Origin of the sequence: Streptomyces sp. NPDC006296, assembly GCF_040613235.1 — a bacterium.
In the GTDB taxonomy this organism is placed as follows: Bacteria; Actinomycetota; Actinomycetes; order Streptomycetales; family Streptomycetaceae; genus Streptomyces.
This window is the reverse complement of the sequence record NZ_JBEXRT010000046.1, coordinates 34,679-52,285: the sequence shown is the minus strand read 5'-3', so window position 1 is coordinate 52,285 and position 17,607 is coordinate 34,679. Positions and strand designations below refer to the sequence as shown.

Genomic DNA, 17,607 nt, shown 5'->3' with positions numbered 1-17,607 from the left:
CGATCCGGCGATGTGCATGGAGTTCTGGTGCGGCTGGTTCGACCACTGGGGCGCCGGACACGTCGTGCGCGACCCCGCGGACGCGGCGGACCCCCGCCCGGTTCCGGGGCCGCGCGGACGGATCCCGGCGGGCGGACCGATGAGTTCCGCCCGACAGTGAGGTCACCACAGGTGGAAGCCCACGGGCCGCCGTGCCCCGTCCGGCACGGCGCAGAGGCGGAAGGAACAGGACCATGGCGAAGCTGACGCTCACCACGTTCGTGTCGCTCGACGGCGTGATGCAGGGGCCCGGAGGCCCCGGTGAGGACACCTCGGGCGGGTTCGAGTACGGCGGCTGGGTCGTGCCCTTCGCCGACGACGGCATGGGCGCCTTCGTCAGCGAGGTCTTCGACCGTGCGGGTGCCTTTCTCCTCGGACGGCGTACGTACGACATCTTCTCGTCCTACTGGCCCCGGGTGACCGACCCGCAGGACCCGATCGCCGCCCGTCTCAACACCCTGCCCAAACACGTCGTGTCCCGGACGCTGACCGATCCTGCGTGGGAGAACACCACCGTCGTCCCGGGTGACGTGCCCACCGAGGTGGCGCGGCTGAAGGAGCGGACCGCGGAGGGCGAGCTGCAGGTCCACGGCAGCGGCATGCTGGCACAGACCCTCCTGGCGCACGACCTGGTCGACGAGGTCAACCTGATCGTCCACCCCGTCTCCCTGGGCACCGGACGGCGCCTCTTCGCGGACGGCGGCCGGCCGACGGCCTTCGAGCTGACCGGTGCCCGGACCACCGGGAGCGGCATCGCGATCCACACCTACCGGCCGGCGGGACCGGCACGGTTCGGGACCTTCGAGCCCGACGTGTGACGCGAGGGGGCCTGCTCGACGGGGGACGGCGGACCGGCGGAGGGGCCTCGCCCGGCCCGGCACCGGCTGCGGAGGGCGGGACCCCGGTCAGGGGGCCGCGGGCACCAGGGCGGGATCGGTGGCGGAGGCGTGCAGCCGCCCCAGGATGGCCCGTGCCGCCTTGGTGTAGCCGGGGCTGTTGTTGTGCAGCACGGACTCGGCGTTGGCCAGCTCCATGAAGGCGATGAGCTCGAAGGCCAGCTGGGAGACGTCGGTGTCCGCAGCGAGCTCGCCCCTGACCCGGGCCTCCTCGACGGTCTCCTCCACGAAGGTGACCCAGCCCGTCTGGGTGGACGCCAGCGCGTCGTGCACCTTGCCCTCCCTGGAGTCGAACTCGGCGATGGTCGCGTAGAAGAAGCAGCCGCCGCTGAACACCCGGCGCTGCGAGTAGGTCAGCCAGCTCTCGCACATCCGCCAGACCCGGCCCAGACCGGGGCGGGCCGCCCGCGTCGGGGTCAGCACGTGCTCGACGAAGACGGTCACGGCGGCCCGCACGGTGGCGAGCTGCAACTCCTCCTTCGACCCGAACAGGGCGAACACGCCGCTCTTGCTCAGCTTCAGCTCCGTGGCCAGCCGGCCGAGCGACAGCCCTTCCAGCCCTTCGGTCGAGGCGACGTGGACCGCGCGCCCCAGGACCAGCTGCCTGGTCTGGTTGCCCCGCTCGACCCGTCCGTCCGGCCGCGCTCCACCCATGTGCCAACTCCGTGTGTCCGAGCGTCCCAGGACCGACATTCTAGGAGGAGCCGGCGCGGTCGCAGGACCGCTTCCGCCCGGTACGACCCTTGTGGACACCAGCCCGAGGCCTCCGTCGGACGGAGGTTCCCGAGCGGGTCGCCCGTTCGATACGGTGACGGCTTCCCGTGCGAGCCGGTGAGGTCTCCACGCCCTTTCCGTCGTGGAGAACCAGGAGCACCAGGTGTCCTCTGCCGTCCTGCCCGCCACCGCCGGGCCCCGCCCTGCGTGGGTCACCGATCTGCCGCTCCTGCTCGTCGCCGCCGTCTGGGGCGCCAGCTACCTCGCGGCCAAGGGCATCACCACCCCGCACACCGTCGTCGCCGTCCTGGTGCTCCGCTTCGCGCTCGTGCTGCCCGCCCTGGCCGTCGCGGGGTGGCGCGGGCTGCGGGGGCTGAGCGGCGCGCAGTGGCGGGGCGCGGGCCTGCTGGGACTCGTGCTCAGCGGGATCTTCCTGCTGGAGACCTACGGCGTCGTGCACACGTCGGCGACCAACGCCGGTCTCATCATCAGCCTCACGATGATCTTCACCCCGCTGGCCGAGGCGGCGGTGACCCGGGTGCGGCCGCCCGCCGCCTTCCTCGCGGCGGCGGGGCTCTCGGTCACCGGCGTGGTGCTGCTGACCCAGGGCGGCGGCTTCAGCAGCCCGTCGGCCGGTGACCTGCTGATGCTGCTCGCGGCCCTCGCCCGTACGGTGCACGTCCTGCTGATGGCGCGGATCGAGGCGGTCCGGGACGCCGACGCGCTGTCCCTGACCACGGTGCAGCTCGGCGGTGCGGTCGCGGTCTTCGCCGTGCTGGCGGCCGTCCCCGGGACCGGGGCGGCGCCCTGGACGGTGGCGGCGGACTTCGGTGCCGCCGAATGGGCGGGGCTGCTCTTCCTCGCCGTCTTCTGCACCCTGTTCGCGTTCTTCGTGCAGATGTGGTCGGTCCGCCGCACCTCGCCGTCCCGGGTCAGCCTGCTGCTCGGCACGGAACCGCTCTGGGCCGCCGCCGCGGGCATCGCGATCGGCGGCGAACGCCTCGGCGTCCCGGGGGTGATCGGCGCGGTGCTCGTGCTGGCGGGCACCGCGTGGGGCCGCCGCCGGGCGGACTCCACGACCTGACCGGGGCCGCCGGTGACCGGACCTCCGGGTCACCGGGCGGCCGGTGACCGGCGGGCCCGGCCGGGCGGTCAGCCCAGGGCGCCGGCGTCGTGGACGACACCGCCGCCGATCACCGTCGCCCCGACCGACAGCGAGCCGATCCGTTCCGTCGACGGCGAGCAGGTCGTCGGAGAGCACGGCGAAGTCCGGCGAGCTCTTCGGGCGTGAGGACCGGTCGTGCATGGGCTCGCCGGCGCGGTAGCGGTCGACCCAGCACTTCACGGTCGGCCACGAGACCTGGAATCGGGCGGCGACCTCACTGATCGGCCAGCCCTCCTCGACGACGAGTTGGGCAACCTTCAGACGGTGACGCGGTGTGAGGGCAGCGTTGGGATGGGACATAGCATCTTTCGGTCCGGGACGGTGACGCGGCACCGCCGCTGTCAGGCCGGATGCTGCACGTGGATGCGCAGGGCGTTCGCGGCGAACTGCGCGGCCTCTGGGCTGCCGAAGGTCTGGTGGAAGTCGGGGTTGGTTTCGTAGAGGTCTGCCATGCCTTGCACCATTGCGGCGGATCGTTCGGCATCGCCGGCGTGGGTGGGTGTTCCGGGGATGTCAGAGAACCAGGCCATGTGGTCGGCAGCGTGCGCTTGAGCAACTGGTGAGCCGGGTGTGTGGCCGGCTTCGTAAATCTCTGCCCACCGTGTGAGCAGGGCCTGGGCGCTGGCCTGCCAGTCGCGTTGCTGTCCCACGGACTTGGCATGCCACCACCGGTTCGACGCATCGAAGGCCTCACGTCCCCATCGTCGTACGACCTCGGCCTCGTAGCGGTCGTTGAAGCCTTCGAGCATCACGTCCATGCGTGGTTCGCGGCCCTCTCGACGCATCTGCAGGGTGTGCTCGACCGCGCTGACGCGCCGGTTCAGGGCCTCGCGGTCATCGGCGAGCTGTGTCAGGTGGGCCTGGAGCGCTTCGACCTCGGCGGTGGGCGTCTCGGGTGCGTCGAGGACTGCGGCGATGTCGGCCAGTGGCATACCCGTGTCGCGGAGCAGGAGGACGCGTTGCAGGCGAGCGACCGCGTCGGGACCGTAGTAGCGGTAGCCGTTGGACCCGACGCGGTCGGGCTCGAGCAGCCCGATGCGGTGATAGTGGCGCAGCGTGCGGCCGCTGATGCCTGCGCGTTCAGCGAGCTCTTGCACCGTCCATTCCATCACGGGGCTCCTGTCGTTCGACGTGCTGCTCAGTGTGCCGGGTCTGTGGTCAGGCCCAGCCGTGGCAGCGCAATGCGCAGGATCTCGGACGCGGGAGTGCTGACGTTCTGGGCGGCCGTGGTTCCCGTGGCGTCGAGGTATGCGCGGACAAGCCGAGCACCGGCTGCATAGCCGGCCCCGGTCGGCAGGCCGACAGGTTCGGTACCGAATAGTTGTGCGCTCGAGTCGCCCAGCACCCAGGCGGCGAAGTCTGCCATTCCGGTGACGCCCAGGCCGCTGGCAACCTTCGCCAGGACTTGGTCGTCGGAGCGGGTTTCGTCGCGCACGAAGTGGGTGTAGCCCGCGTCGCCGTACAGTTCGGACGCGAAAACGTCCGCGAGCCCTTCAGACACAACGTGCTCGCCAACCATCACCGTCTGTGGGTCCCACACGATCCCGCCGGGTGAATAGCGCACGTTGTGGTGCAGTTCGTGGGCCGCGATCGCCTCGAGGCGATCGCGGACGCGCGAGGTTGGCCAGACGGTGATGGCGATGTAGCCGCTGATACCGCCGAATCCTGACATCCCTTGCACCTCGTCGACGAAGTGCCGGCTGGTCGGATCCCCCAGGACGAGCAGCACGTTCAGGTCGGGGATCGTCACACCCGGATCGGCAGACGCCAACGTTGCGATGCCCTTCTCGATGCCCTTCTCGACGCGGGTCCACGCATCTGCCGCGACAAGGGACTCCAGGCCTTCGCGGACCTGCTCGATCGCGGAGTCCGGACGGAAGCCGAAGTTCTGCCGGTGCACGGCGGCCATGTCCACGCCACCGGGGATGAAGTGGTACATCCCCGCCATCGGGGCCCACATGTCACGGATGAGGTCGTCGCGATCCGTCGCGTCCGCCGTCAGGGCTCGGCTCATGCCCGAGGCGCTGTCAATCATTGAAACGGTCATGAGAAGCGACCGTAAGCATTGCCGTTACGACAAGGTCAACCTTTTCCTCGGTCAATGTCCCCGGTCAGTACGGCTAAGGGCTGTCCCGTGATCCCTGGCGGGCGCGCGACGACAGCTACGGCCCCTCGCTGCGTTGTCGGAACGCCCGAATACATCCAGTATGCGGACGTCCCTCCGCCTTGCGATGCACCGCATCTGACGCCGCGCGCTGATCCACCGGGGACTACGGGACAGCCCTTAGGGCTTGCAGAACAATAAGTTGTGCAGTCCCACTCTTGACACCGCAGCTCATGCACGGTGTTCGACAGCATGTTGATTCTCTGCAAGCCCTTAGCCTGCCGCGGCCGCACCGGCGTGCCGGGCCTCCATGGCGGCGACGATCCGCTGCCGGGCGAGCCGGCGTGCCTGTCTCAGCTTCGATTCGGCCAGCAGGAGGGGGACGAACCAGATCCAGCCCCACACGCTGTAGGAAACAGTCCCGCTCAGCACCAGCGCCTTGTTGGTGACGAGGACCAGGGTGAGGGCAGTGACGTAGGCGGCCACCCGGTGGCGGACCACGAGCCGCAGCGGGGCCCTCCAGGGGCCGGCCAGCAGCTCCAGGGCCGCCGCGACCTCGGCGGCCCGCAGGTCTTCCGGATGGGCGGGCGCCCGTGCTCCCTGCCCCAGCGCTTCAGCAACGTCAGTGCTGTGGGAGGTCGGAGCCGCTCGATGTGCCCCGGCGGCAGCCGTTCTCTCCCGCAGGTCCTGCCAGTAGCCCCGCCCGGCCCAGCCGAGCGCGTCCTCCACCCGTGCCGCTTCGGGCGACCCCGCCGGTGCAAGGACCGCAATCCGCTTTTTGAGCCGTTCGCCCCGGGCGGCGCGCCCGGGGTACGTCCAGGTGTCGGCGCGCAGGCACAGGTCCAGATAGGAGACGAGGAGCCCGAGATCGTCAGGCCACTGCGCGAGCCCGGCCTCGTAGGCCTTCTCCGCCTCGGCATCGTGGTCGTCCTCGTCCTCCGCCGCGTGCGTCAGGCCGAGCCACCGGTAGAGGACCGGATCGGGCCCGAGTTCCGCCAGACCGGACTCCACCGCCTTGCGCGCCTCGGTGAACCCGCCCGCTGCGAAGAGCTCCTCGCAACGGTCGACGTAGTCGTCCCGTGTCATGTTTCCCACCCCAGTCGATCAGGAGGTCCACTCTCAGTCAGATGAACGTGCTGGTCAAGCAGCTTTCGCAGGGGCCAGGGGTGCGGACTCAAGCCTGACGGCGAGATTCCGGTGCCCATCGGCACGGGATCCTCGAAGCAGTGCCCCGCTCTGCCGACCGACTGCTCGGTGGGGCACGGTGCACCACCGCTCGTCCGGAACGCTCAGTCGCAGCACACGGGGGACCGGGCGCCGTGGTGGGCCGGTGAGCGCGACCGTCCGCCCGTCCGATGAGGAGGGCCACGCAGCATAGGAGCCGTCGGGACGGGCCCGGACCGGGACCCCGGGCGTACCCGCCTGCGGACGCGCCCGGTCTCCGGGCCGGCTCGGGGCGTCTCCGCGGCCCGGGAAGGGCCGCCCGGGCCGGGGGCCTGCGTAGATTCGTCCGTATGACACGTACGGAGTACCGCTGGCTGCTGCCCTCGGCCCTGGCCGACGACGACCTGCCCGCCGACCCGGGCAGGTCGCGCCGCACCGTGCGGGACTGGGCCGTCGACCTCACGGCCTTCGTCTGCGCCGCGGGCATCGGGGTGCTCGCCCTGAACGCGGTCGCGGCGGACCCGGCCGCCTCGGACGGGCTCCTCGTCGCCGACGCCCTGGTCGGGGCGGCGGCCTGCGGTGCGCTCTGGGTCAGGCGGCGGTGGCCGGTCGGGGTCGCGGTCGCCCTCGTGGCCGTCAGCCTCGTCGAGCCCGCCGCGGCCGGGGCCATGCTGATCGCCCTGTTCGGCCTGGCCGTGCACCGGCCGTTCCGGCCCGTGGCGTTCATCGGCGCCGCGGCCCTGGCCACCGCACCGGTCCAGCCGGTGCTGCGCCCGGACCCCGGAGTCTCGTTCCTCGTGTCCAGCCTCATCGGCGCGCTGCTGGTGCTCCTCGTGCTCAGCTGGGGCATGGCCGTGCGCTCACGGCGCCGGCTCGTCGTCTCCCTGCGCGAACGCGCGCGCCGCGCCGAGACCGAGGCCGCGCTCCGCGCCGAGCAGGCGCAGCGGCTCGCGCGCGAGGCCATCGCCCGCGAGATGCACGACGTCCTCGCCCACCGGCTGACCCTGCTCAGCGTCCACGCGGGCGCCCTCGAATTCCGGCCCGGCGCCCCCACCGCCGAGATCGCGAGGGCCGCCGGAGTCATCCGGGACAGCGCCCACGAGGCGCTCCAGGACCTCCGCGAGATCATCGGCGTGCTGCGCGCACCGGGCGACACCGAGGACGGCACCCGGCCGCAGCCCACCCTCGTCACCCTCGACGCGCTGGTCGACGAGTCGCGCGCGGCCGGCATGACGGTCACCCTCGACAACCGTGTGGCCGATCCGGCCGAGGCCCCCGCGGCGACCGGGCGCACCGTCTACCGGATCGCCCAGGAGGCCCTGACCAACGCGCGCAAGCACGCCCCCGGAGCCCCCGTCGGGGTGACCGTCGACGGCGGCCCCGGCCACGGCCTGACCATCGAGATCGCCAACCCGGCCCCCGCCGGACCCTTCGAGCCCGTTCCCGGCTCGGGCCAGGGGCTCATCGGGCTCACCGAACGCGCGAACCTGGCCGGCGGCAGCCTGGAGCACGGATTCCGTCCGGACGGAGGATTCACCGTCCTGGCCCGGCTACCGTGGCCGTCATGAGCTCTCCCGCGGACGCCGGCACCGCACTCGACCGCGTCACCGCTCAACAGGTCCTGGACAGCCAGCCCTTCAGCCGGCTCGTCGGGGCACGCCTCACCGGGTTCGGGGACGGCGCCGCGGTGCTGGAGGTCGACGTGCGCCCGGAGCTCACCCAGCAGAACGGCTTCCTGCACGGCGGGGTGCTGTCCTACGCCGCCGACAACGCCCTCACCTTCGCCGCCGCGACGACACTCGGATCCGCCGTCCTGACCGGCGGGTTCTCCGTCCAGTACCTGCGCCCGGCGAGCGGCCGCACCCTGACCGCCCGCGCCGAGGTCGTCCACACCGGCCGCAGACAGGCCGTCGTGCGCTGCGACCTGCACACCGTGGACGAGGAGGGCACCGAGGCCCTGTGCGCGGTGGCGCAGGGGGCCGTGCTCGCCGTCCGCCCGGCCTGAAGGGACCTGTGGTGACCCCACGACACCCGCTCGATCTCGGAGCGCTCGGCGAGAACTTCGTCCGCGACCCGTATCCGGTCTACGCGCGCCTGCGCGCCCGTGGCCCGGTGCACCGCGTCCGCATCCCGGAGGGTGCGGAGGCCTGGCTCGTCGTCGGTCACGAGGCGGGCCGGGCCGTACTCGCCGACCAGCGGTTCTCCAAGGACTGGCGCAACGCCTCACCCGCCCTGGAGGTCGGCAAGGTGTCCGCCGGCCGGTCCATGCTGAGCTCGGACGCCCCCGCCCACACCCGGCTGCGCAGGCTCGTGGCCCGGGAGTTCACGCCGCGCCGGATGGAACTGCTCACCCCGCGGATCCAGGAGACGACGGACGGCCTCCTCGACTCCATGACGCGGGGCCCGGGCCGCAGCGCCGATCTGGTCGACGCGCTGTCGTTCCCGCTGCCGATGGCGGTCATCTGCGAACTGCTCGGTGTGCCCTCCCTGGACCGGGAGGCGTTCCGCGCCTGGTCCGGCACCGCCGTGTCCTCCCTCGACGCCGAGGCGCGCGGCGAGGCCACCGCCGCCATGACCGGATACCTCGGCGAGCTGATCGCCCGGAAGCGGACGGCTCCCGGCGAGGACCTGATGAGCGCCCTGATCCACACCGCCGACGAGGACGGCGACCGGCTCTCCGCCGACGAACTCCTCGGCATGGCCTGGCTGCTGCTCGTCGCCGGCCACGAGACCACGGTCAACCTGATCTCCAACGGCGTGCTGAGCCTGCTCACCCACCCCGGGCAACTGGCCGCCCTGCGCGCCGACCCCGGGCTCATCGACAACGCGGTCGAGGAGATGCTCCGCTACGAGGGGCCCGTCGAGACCCCGACGTACCGCTTCACCACGGAACCGATCGACGTCGCGGGCACGGTGATCCCCGGCGGTGGCGCACTCGTCCTGGTCGCGCTCGCCGACTGCGACCGCGACCCGGCCCGCTACCCGGACCCCGGGCGCTTCGACATCACGCGGGACGCCCGCGGACACGTCGCCTTCGGGCACGGCATCCACCACTGTCTCGGCGCGCCGCTGGCCCGCATCGAGGCCCGGACCGCCGTCCGCTCCCTGCTGGAACGCTGCCCGGAGCTGCGGCTCGACACGGAACCCGCCCTGCTGTCCTGGCGCACCGGCATGCTGATCCGGGGGCCGGTGAGCCTGCCGGTGGCCTGGTAGCGGCCTCAGTCCTCGGGGATCTCGCTCATCCGCACGGGACGGCGCCGCTCGCGCGACCGCTCGCACGCCTCGGCGACGCGCAGCGCGTGCAGCGCCTCCCGGCCGTCGCACGGGTTCGCCGCCTCGCCGCGCACCACACCGAGGAACGCGTCCAGCTCCGCCGCGTACGCCGGGGCGAACCGTTCCAGGAAGCCCGGCCAGGGCTCGGCCGGCGCGGGCGGACCCTGCGGTTCGGCGGACGTCAGCGGCGTACGGCCGTCGAGGCCCACCGCGAGCTGGTCGCGCTCGCCCGCCAGCTCCATGCGCACGTCGTAGCCGGCCCCGTTGCACCGGGTGGCCGTGGCCGTGGCGAGCGTGCCGTCGTCCAGGGTCAGCACCGCCGCCGCCGTGTCCACGTCGCCCGCCTCCCGGAACATCGCCGGCCCGGCGTCCGAGCCGGTGGCGTACACCTCCGTCACCTCACGGCCCGTCACCCAGCGCAGCATGTCGAAGTCGTGCACCAGGCAGTCCCTGAACAGGCCGCCGGAGAGGGGCAGATACGCGGCGGGCGGAGGAGCGGGGTCGGACGTGGTGGCGCGCACGGTGTGCAGCCGGCCCAGGGAGCCGTCGCGCACGGCGGCGCGGGCCGCGGCGTACCCGGCGTCGAAGCGGCGCATGAAACCGAGCTGGAGCACGCTGCCCGCCCGCTCGACCTCGCGCAGCGCGCCCAGCGTCCCCGCCAGGTCCAGCGCGACCGGCTTCTCGCAGAAGGCGGGCAGACCGGCCCGGGCCGCCCGGCCGATGAGGCCGGCGTGCGCCGACGTGGCCGAGGCGATCACCACCGCGTCGATCCCGGCGCCCAGCACCTCCTCCGCGGAGTCCACGGCGGTGGCTCCGGTCCGTGCGGCGACCAGGGCCGCGCGCGCGGTGTCCGGATCGGCCACGACCAGGGAGCCGACGGCGGGGTGGCGTGCGAGGACGTCCGCGTGGAAGGAACCGATCCGGCCCGTGCCGATGAGTCCGATGCGCATGGACCCAACGTGCCGCCCGCCGGGCGCACTGTCAACTATATGTCCTGACAAATAGAGGGGTGCCGTACGGCGGCACGGGGTACGCTCCGTGCCGTGCCCAAACCCGCCGCCGACTCCGCCGCCCTCGGGCTGGGCGTGGACCGCACGAGTCCCGTCCCGCTCTACCACCAGCTGGCCGGGCAGCTGGAGGCGGCCATCGAGCAGGGGCGCCTCGCCCCGGGCAGCCTGCTGGGCAACGAACTGGAGCTCGCCGCACGGCTCGGGCTGTCCCGGCCCACCGTGCGCCAGGCCATCCAGTCGCTCGTCGACAAGGGCCTGATGGTGCGCCGGCGCGGCGTCGGCACCCAGGTCGTGCACAGCCGCATCAAGCGGCCCCTCGAACTCAGCAGCCTCTACGACGACCTGGAGACCGCCGGCCGGAACCCGGCGACCCGCGTCCTGCGCAGCACGATCGAGCCGGCCACCCCCGAGACGGCCGCCGCGCTCGGCATCGAGGAGGGCGGCGACGTCCACCTCGTCGAGCGGGTGCGGTACGCCCACGACGAACCGGTGGCGCTGCTGCGCAACCACCTGCCGCCCCGGCTGCTCGACCTCGGCACCGAGCGGCTGGAGTCCACCGGCCTGTACCGGATGATGCGCGCCTCGGGGATCACCCTGCACAGCGCCCGGCAGTCCGTGGGGGCCCGCGCCGCCACCGCCGAGGAAGGGGAACTGCTCGCGGAGCCCGCGGGGGCGCCGCTGCTGACCATGGAGCGCACCACCTTCGACGACGGCGGCCGGGCGGTCGAATTCGGCTCCCACGTCTACCGCGCCTCGCGGTACGCCTTCGAGTTCCAGCTGCTCGCCCGTCCCTGACCCCCTCCCGTCGCTCCCCGGCCGGTGGGTGCGGACCCAGCCATTGACGCGGTCATGCTTGGTCGCTAGAACGTCCGGAGGGCGCGGCCCGCGCCCCTGCCGGGCCGTGCCGGACCGGGCTCGGGGATACTTGGCCCGCCGGGCGGCGAGTCCGCTCCCCGCCGGCACCACCAGGCAGCACAGCGAGCAGCACTAGAAGGGCACGGCGTCGTGGCAAGGGTTCGGACAGGGGTACGCGCGACAGGCGCCGTGCTGGCAGTGGTACTGGCGGGCTCCCTCGCGGGATGCAGCAGCACCGGCGGCAAGCGGGCGGAGGAGCGCGCCGCCCAGCAGGCCGCGGAGGGCCGGTCCGCGGTGAACACGCCCCGCTGGACGTTCGCCATGGTCACCCACTCGGGCGATGGCGACACCTTCTGGGACATCGTCCAGAAGGGCGCCAAGCAGGCCGCGCTCAAGGACAACATCAACTTCCTCTACTCCCACAACGACGAGGGCCAGCAGCAGGCCGAGCTCGTCCAGACCGCGATCGACAAGAAGGTCGACGGGCTGATCGTCTCGCTCGCCAAGCCCGACTCGATGAAGGCGGTCGTCGCGAAGGCCGTCAAGGCGGGCATCCCCGTCATCACCGTGAACTCGGGATCCGCCGAGTCCAAGGCCTTCGGCGCGCTCACCCACATCGGCCAGGACGAGTCCATCGCGGGCGAGGCCGTCGGCGACGAGCTGAACGAGCGGGGGCGCCGCAAGGCGCTGTGCATCCTGCACGAGCAGGGCAACGTGGGCCACGAGCAGCGCTGCGCCGGGGCGAAGAAGAACTTCGACGGCACCCTGCAGAACCTCTACGTCGACGGCACCAACATGCCCGACGTCCAGGCGTCCATCGAGGCCAAGCTCGACTCCGACCCGGACATCGACGCGGTCGTCACCCTCGGCGCGCCCTTCGCCGCCGCCGCCGTCAAGGCCAAGCGGACCGCGGGCAGCAAGGCCGAGATCGACACCTTCGACCTCAACGCGAGCGTCGCCGCCGGCCTCCAGGACAAGACCCTCGGCTTCGCCGTCGACCAGCAGCCCTACCTCCAGGGCTACGAGGCCGTCGACCTGCTCTGGCTCCACCGCTACAACCAGAACGCGCTCGGCGGCGGCCTCCCCGTCCTGACCGGCCCGCAGGTCATCACCCGCGAGGACGCCGACACGCTCGCGGAGTACACGAACCGGGGGACCCGATGACCGCGACCGGGCAACCGGCGGCGCCGCACACCGACGAACGCCTGCTGCGCACCTCCCCGCTGCGCAAGCTGCTCGGCCGGCCCGAGCTCGGCTCGGTCGTCGGGGCCGTGGCCGTCTTCCTCTTCTTCGCGATCGTCGCCGACAGCTTCCTCCAGGCGTCCAGCCTCGGCACGGTCCTGTACGCCGCCTCCACCATCGGGATCATGGCGGCGCCCGTGGCCCTGCTGATGATCGGCGGCGAGTTCGACCTCTCCGCCGGTGTGATGGTCACCAGCTCCGCGCTGATCTCCTCGATGTTCAGCTACCAGATGACCGCCAACGTCTGGGTGGGCGTCCTCGTGTCGCTGCTGGTCACCCTCGGCTTCGGCGCGTTCAACGGCTTCATGCTGACCCGCACCCGGCTGCCGAGCTTCATCATCACGCTCGGCACGTTCCTGATGCTGACCGGACTGAACCTCGGCTTCACCAAGCTGATCAGCGGCACCGTGTCGACCAAGACCATCGGGAACATGGAGGGCTTCGACTCCGCCCGCAAGGTCTTCGCCTCGTACCTCACCGTCGGCGACGTCGAGCTGAAGGTGACCATCCTGTGGTGGGCGGCGCTCGTCGGGATCGGCACCTGGATCCTGATCCGCACCCGCTTCGGCAACTGGATCTTCGCCGTCGGCGGCGAGGCCGACGCGGCGCGCGCGGTCGGCGTCCCGGTGGTCCGCACCCGGATCGGGCTCTACCTGGGCGTGGCCTTCGCCGCCTGGGTCTCCGGCCAGCACCTGCTGTTCTCGTACGACGTGGTGCAGTCCGGCGAGGGCGTCGGGAACGAGCTGATCTACATCATCGCGGCCGTCATCGGCGGCTGCCTGATCACCGGCGGCTACGGCTCCGCGATCGGGTCCGCCGTCGGCGCGCTCATCTTCGGCATGACCAGCAAGGGCATCGTGTACGCGGAGTGGAACCCCGACTGGTTCAAGTTCTTCCTGGGAGCGATGCTGCTCCTGGCCACCCTGCTCAACGCATGGGTACGCAAGCGCGCGGAGGCGACGAAATGACGGCCACCCAGGCTCCGGCCCCCCGGGACACGGCCGGCCCGGCGCTCGTCGAGCTCGACGGCGTCAGCAAGTACTACGGCAACATCAAGGCCCTGGAGGACGTCTCGCTGGAGGTCCGCGCGGGGGAGATCTCCTGCGTCCTCGGCGACAACGGCGCCGGCAAGTCCACCCTCATCAAGATCATCGCCGGGCTGCACCGGCACGACGCCGGGACGTTCCGGATCGAGGGCGAGGAGACCGCCCTCGCCAACCCGCGCGACGCCCTGGACCGCGGCATCGCGACCGTCTACCAGGACCTCGCGGTCGTGCCGCTCATGCCGGTCTGGCGGAACTTCTTCCTCGGCTCCGAGCCGACGAAGGGCGTCGGCCCGTTCAAGCGCCTCGACGTGCGGCTGATGCGCGAGACGACCCGCGCGGAGCTGCTGCGGATGGGCATCGACCTGCGCGACGTCGACCAGCCCATCGGCACCCTGTCCGGCGGTGAGCGGCAGTGCGTGGCCATCGCCCGGGCGGTGTACTTCGGCGCCAAGGTCCTCGTCCTCGACGAGCCGACCGCGGCGCTCGGCGTGAAGCAGTCCGGCGTCGTGCTGAAGTACGTCGCCGCGGCCAGGGACGCCGGGCTCGGCGTGGTCCTCATCACGCACAACCCCCACCACGCCTACCTCGTCGGCGACCGGTTCGTGCTCCTCAAGCGCGGCGCGATGTCCGGCAGCCACACCAAGGACGAGGTCACCCTGGACGAACTGACCCGGCAGATGGCCGGTGGGAGCGAGCTCGACGAGCTCAGCCACGAGCTCGAACGCGCTCCGTCGCCCGGTCACCTCGGCGGCCGTCCGGCCGGCGACGACACCCCGTAGCGACCGCTCCGCGCCCCCCGCCCCCGACCCGGCGACCGGTCCCGGGGGCGGGGAAATGGCAGAATCGTGCACGGCGGGCGCCGCCCGCCGCCGGACGGAGCACCGACCGGCCCCCCGACCTGCGCAGGGACGATGAGCACGTACCGCGACTTCACACACCGCGGCTCCGCCCGCGCCACCGTCCTGCGGACCGTCGGGACCCGGGAGCGGCGCTCCCATCTCACCGCGCCCCGGGTCCCCACCGTCGGGATCGACATCGGCGGCACCAAGGTGATGGCCGGTGTCGTGGACGCCGACGGGAACATCCTGGAGACCCTGCGCACCGAGACCCCGGACAAGTCGAAGAGCCCGAAGGTCGTCGAGGACACCATCGTGGAGCTGGTCCTGGACCTCTCCGACCGGCACGACGTGCACGCCGTCGGCATCGGGGCGGCGGGCTGGGTGGACGCCGACCGCTCCAAGGTGCTGTTCGCCCCGCACCTGGCCTGGCGCGACGAGCCCCTGCGCGACTCCCTCGCCTCCCGCCTCGTCGTCCCGGTGATGGTCGACAACGACGCCAACACGGCCGCCTGGGCGGAGTGGCGCTTCGGCGCCGGCCGCGGCGAGGACCACCTCGTCATGATCACGCTGGGCACGGGCATCGGCGGGGCCATCCTGGAGGACGGGCACGTCAAGCGGGGGAAGTACGGCGTCGCGGGTGAGTTCGGTCATATGCAGGTGGTGCCCGGCGGGCACCGCTGCCCCTGCGGCAACCGCGGCTGCTGGGAGCAGTACAGCTCGGGCAACGCCCTCGTGCGGGAGGCCAGGGAGCTGGCGGCGGCGGACTCCCCGGTCGCCCACGGACTCATCGAGCGCGTCAAGGGCAGCATCCCCGACATCACCGGGCCGCTCATCACCGAGCTGGCCCGCGAGGGCGACGCCATGTGCGTCGAGCTGCTCCAGGACATCGGGCAGTGGCTCGGCGTCGGCATCGCCAACCTCGCGGCGGCGCTCGACCCGTCCTGCTTCGTCATCGGCGGCGGTGTCAGCGCGGCCGACGACCTGCTGATCGGCCCCGCCCGGGACGCCTTCAAGCGCCAGCTCACGGGCCGCGGCTACCGCCCCGAGGCACGGATCACCAAGGCGCAGCTCGGGCCCGAGGCGGGTATGGTCGGCGCCGCCGACCTCGCCCGCCTGGTCGCCCGGAGGTTCCGGCGGACCAACCGCCGCAGGGTCGAGCGCTACGAGCGGTACGCGCAGTTCTACGACCAGGCCGCCACCACCATCCGGAACACGCGGGGCACCCGCAGCGCCGACTGAGGCGCACCGTGCCCCGCTCCGTACCGCAGCTCACGAGGGAACACCGACCATGACCGCAGCCGAGCACCACACCGTGCCGCGCCAGCCGCCGTCCGGCGACTCCGGGGCCCCCGGGTCCGGGGACGGCGGCGGGACCCCTCCGCAGGACCGGCGCAGGGTGATCCGGCGTCGCCTGATCACGCTGACCATCATCGTCCTGCTCATCGGCATCCCGGCCGGCTACCTGGCCATCTCGGCCGGGCAGAGCCGCCGCTCGGGCCAGGACAAGGAGGCCGAGGCCTCCGCCCGCGGCCTGCGTGAGGACTGGCCGTCCGGCATGCAGCGCAGGATCTTCGAGCTGCCCGTCCCGGGCAACGCGGTCGGCGTCCAGTACTACGAGACGAACAACTGGAAAGCCAGCCGGATGTACGTGAAGTTCCGTACGACCTCCGCCGGGCTCGACCGCTTCCTCAGCGGTGTCGGTACCGGCCGCGCCGCGCTGGAGCCGGGCAAGGTCACCATCAGCCGGCGGGACGTCAAGATCACCGGATGGCTCTTCGGACCGGGCGTCGACTGGTCGGGGACGGTCCACCGGAACGACGACCCGCGCCCCGACCAGAGCATCACCGTCAACATGACCGATCCGGCCGCCCCGGTCGTCTACGTGGTCTCCGCGGCGACCCCCTGACGGGTCCCGGCGGGGAGCGCACGGGCCGCCGGCCGGCCCGGAGCCTGTGAGCGGGCGGGCGCGGGGGGCGGGCTGGGCACCCCGTCCGTCAGGGCCGGGCGGACGCCGTCCGCCGGACCGCCTCGACCAGCAGGCCGGCGGCCACCGCCGCCCCGTCGGTACGGATCCGGCCGCCCAGTGCCCTGGCCCGCGCCCGGGTCCCGGGGGCCAGGGCCGTTCCGAGCGCGGCGCCCATCGACTCGACGGTGGGAGGCGGCCCGTCCAGGGCCGCGCCGATCCCCAGGTCCGCCACCCGGCCCGCCCAGTACGGGTTGTCCGACAGCTGGAGAGGTATCACCACCTGGGGCGTGCCCGCCCGGGCGGCCGTCGAGGTCGTCCCCGCACCGCCGTGGTGCACCACGGCGGCCACCCGGCCGAACAGGCGCTGGTGGTTTGCCTCGGCGAGGGCGAAGCAGTCCTCCCCGCCGTCGGACAGGTCGAGATCCGCCCACCCGGAGGACACCAGCACCCGGTACCCGCGTGCGCGGGCCGCCGCGACGGCCGTGCGGACCACGTCCGGCGAGGGGCGCATGCTGCCGAAGCCCACGTAGACCGGTGGCGCGCCCGCGTCCAGGAACCTCGACAGGCCGTCCGGGAGCGGGCGTTCGTCGGCCAGGCTCCAGGCACCCGTCTGTACGACGTCGAGGCCGGAGGAGTCCGGCCACGGTCCCAGCGCCGGGTCGGCGGCCAGCCACGGCCGGCCGGTGAGGACGTGGTCGCGGACGCGGTCCACCGCCGGCAGGCCGAGCGCCGCGCGGTGGCGGTTCAGCGGCTGCCGGTACTGCGCGTCCACCTGGCGGGCGTCGTGCTCCCACCGCGCCCGGTTGTCCCGCGCCTCCGGCTCCGGCCAGCCCGGCCGCGGCGGCGGCGCGTGGTGCGGCGACGGCAGGTGCACCGCCGCATAGCCGGCGTACACGTACCGGACGCCCGCCGCCTCGGCCACGGACCGCGCGGCGATCTGGGCCAGGCCGGCCGCGACCATGACGTCGCATCCCTCGACCGCGGCGGGGAAAGCGTCGAACTGCGTCCCGACCATCTCGGCCCGGTACCGGGCCAGTTCCTCGGCCGACGGCACGGCGGACCCGCGCATCACCTCCCGCACCGGCGGCCCGACCGGCACGAGCCGCACCCCGATGCCGTCGAGCCGCTCGGCGAACTCCTCGTCCGGCGGGGCGCACATCCGCACCTCCGCGCCGAGCGCCCGCAACCGCACCGCGAGGGCCACCAGCGGCTCGACATCGCCACGCGTCCCGTAGGTGGACAGCAACACCCGCATCCCGCAGCCTCTTTCCTCAGGTCTTCCGAGCCGGTCCGG

General features: G+C 72.7%; 17 protein-coding genes and 1 pseudogene. 11 read left to right on the top strand and 7 right to left on the bottom strand.

The window, feature by feature from the left end; translation table 11 throughout:
- Positions 1–233 precede the first annotated feature (233 nt).
- Entirely contained in the window at positions 234–857 is a 624-nt protein-coding gene (locus ABZ172_RS25860; RefSeq protein ID WP_356886965.1) for a dihydrofolate reductase family protein, read from the top strand.
- A gap of 87 nt (positions 858–944) precedes the next feature.
- On the opposite strand, the gene ABZ172_RS25855 is transcribed toward ABZ172_RS25860, so the two are convergent.
- Complete coding sequence (locus tag ABZ172_RS25855) at positions 945–1,589, bottom strand: TetR/AcrR family transcriptional regulator (RefSeq protein ID WP_356886963.1); 645 nt, start codon at positions 1,587–1,589, stop codon at positions 945–947.
- Positions 1,590–1,812: 223 nt separating this feature from the next.
- Between ABZ172_RS25855 and ABZ172_RS25850 the strand changes: the two genes are divergently transcribed.
- Complete coding sequence (locus ABZ172_RS25850; protein ID WP_356886961.1) at positions 1,813–2,733, top strand: DMT family transporter; 921 nt, start codon at positions 1,813–1,815, stop codon at positions 2,731–2,733.
- 183 nt (positions 2,734–2,916) lie between these two features.
- Here the strand turns inward: ABZ172_RS25850 and ABZ172_RS25845 are convergent.
- From ABZ172_RS25845 to ABZ172_RS25830, 4 genes and pseudogenes are all read right to left on the bottom strand, one after another.
- A pseudogene (locus ABZ172_RS25845) lies at positions 2,917–3,114 on the bottom strand (leucine zipper domain-containing protein); the annotation flags it as partial.
- Positions 3,115–3,155: 41 nt separating this feature from the next.
- The gene (locus tag ABZ172_RS25840) at positions 3,156–3,923 is read right to left on the bottom strand and encodes a MerR family transcriptional regulator (RefSeq protein WP_356886958.1); all 768 of its coding nucleotides are present in this window, start codon (positions 3,921–3,923) and stop codon (positions 3,156–3,158) included.
- A gap of 29 nt (positions 3,924–3,952) precedes the next feature.
- On the bottom strand, positions 3,953–4,861 hold the full coding sequence (locus tag ABZ172_RS25835) for a DUF2268 domain-containing putative Zn-dependent protease (RefSeq protein ID WP_356886956.1): 909 nt from the start codon (positions 4,859–4,861) through the stop codon (positions 3,953–3,955).
- A 330-nt stretch (positions 4,862–5,191) separates the two neighbouring features.
- Positions 5,192–6,004 carry a hypothetical protein gene (locus ABZ172_RS25830; RefSeq protein WP_356886954.1) on the bottom strand — a complete coding sequence of 271 codons (813 nt, stop codon included), beginning with the start codon at positions 6,002–6,004 and terminating at the stop codon, positions 5,192–5,194.
- Positions 6,005–6,432: 428 nt separating this feature from the next.
- Between ABZ172_RS25830 and ABZ172_RS25825 the strand changes: the two genes are divergently transcribed.
- From ABZ172_RS25825 to ABZ172_RS25815, 3 genes are read left to right on the top strand one after another with little or no spacing between them, the layout of a single operon-like run.
- Positions 6,433–7,650 carry a histidine kinase gene (locus ABZ172_RS25825; RefSeq protein ID WP_356886952.1) on the top strand — a complete coding sequence of 406 codons (1,218 nt, stop codon included), beginning with the start codon at positions 6,433–6,435 and terminating at the stop codon, positions 7,648–7,650.
- A complete protein-coding gene (locus tag ABZ172_RS25820; RefSeq protein WP_356886950.1) occupies positions 7,647–8,087 on the top strand; it encodes a PaaI family thioesterase in 441 nt (146 codons plus the stop codon). The genes ABZ172_RS25825 and ABZ172_RS25820 overlap by 4 nt, the downstream gene beginning before the upstream one ends.
- Positions 8,088–8,098: 11 nt before the next feature.
- Positions 8,099–9,295 carry a cytochrome P450 gene (locus tag ABZ172_RS25815; protein ID WP_356886948.1) on the top strand — a complete coding sequence of 399 codons (1,197 nt, stop codon included), beginning with the start codon at positions 8,099–8,101 and terminating at the stop codon, positions 9,293–9,295.
- Positions 9,296–9,300: 5 nt separating this feature from the next.
- Here ABZ172_RS25815 and ABZ172_RS25810 read toward each other — a convergent pair whose 3' ends face one another.
- Positions 9,301–10,305 (bottom strand): Gfo/Idh/MocA family oxidoreductase, encoded by a 1,005-nt coding sequence (locus ABZ172_RS25810; protein ID WP_356886946.1) that lies wholly within the window; start codon positions 10,303–10,305, stop codon positions 9,301–9,303.
- A 93-nt stretch (positions 10,306–10,398) separates the two neighbouring features.
- Between ABZ172_RS25810 and ABZ172_RS25805 the strand changes: the two genes are divergently transcribed.
- The 6 genes from ABZ172_RS25805 (at position 10,399) to ABZ172_RS25780 (ending at position 16,253) form a co-directional block, all read left to right on the top strand.
- The gene (locus ABZ172_RS25805) at positions 10,399–11,160 is read left to right on the top strand and encodes a GntR family transcriptional regulator (protein ID WP_356886944.1); all 762 of its coding nucleotides are present in this window, start codon (positions 10,399–10,401) and stop codon (positions 11,158–11,160) included.
- Positions 11,161–11,370: 210 nt separating this feature from the next.
- Positions 11,371–12,384 carry a substrate-binding domain-containing protein gene (locus ABZ172_RS25800; RefSeq protein ID WP_356886942.1) on the top strand — a complete coding sequence of 338 codons (1,014 nt, stop codon included), beginning with the start codon at positions 11,371–11,373 and terminating at the stop codon, positions 12,382–12,384.
- Positions 12,381–13,430, top strand: a complete 1,050-nt coding sequence (locus ABZ172_RS25795) for an ABC transporter permease (protein WP_356886940.1) — start codon at positions 12,381–12,383, stop codon at positions 13,428–13,430. The genes ABZ172_RS25800 and ABZ172_RS25795 overlap by 4 nt, the downstream gene beginning before the upstream one ends.
- Positions 13,427–14,287, top strand: coding sequence for an ATP-binding cassette domain-containing protein (locus tag ABZ172_RS25790; RefSeq protein WP_356886938.1), 861 nt, complete (start codon positions 13,427–13,429; stop codon positions 14,285–14,287). Before ABZ172_RS25795 ends, ABZ172_RS25790 begins: the two co-directional genes overlap by 4 nt.
- Positions 14,288–14,419: 132 nt before the next feature.
- Positions 14,420–15,586 (top strand): ROK family glucokinase, encoded by a 1,167-nt coding sequence (locus ABZ172_RS25785; protein ID WP_356886936.1) that lies wholly within the window; start codon positions 14,420–14,422, stop codon positions 15,584–15,586.
- A gap of 49 nt (positions 15,587–15,635) precedes the next feature.
- Positions 15,636–16,253: a hypothetical protein gene (locus ABZ172_RS25780; RefSeq protein ID WP_356886934.1), complete on the top strand. Its 618-nt coding sequence runs from the start codon at positions 15,636–15,638 to the stop codon at positions 16,251–16,253.
- Between the two features lie 88 nt (positions 16,254–16,341).
- Here the strand turns inward: ABZ172_RS25780 and ABZ172_RS25775 are convergent, their stop codons facing one another.
- Positions 16,342–17,568 carry a glycosyltransferase gene (locus tag ABZ172_RS25775; RefSeq protein ID WP_356886932.1) on the bottom strand — a complete coding sequence of 409 codons (1,227 nt, stop codon included), beginning with the start codon at positions 17,566–17,568 and terminating at the stop codon, positions 16,342–16,344.
- Positions 17,569–17,607 lie beyond the last annotated feature (39 nt).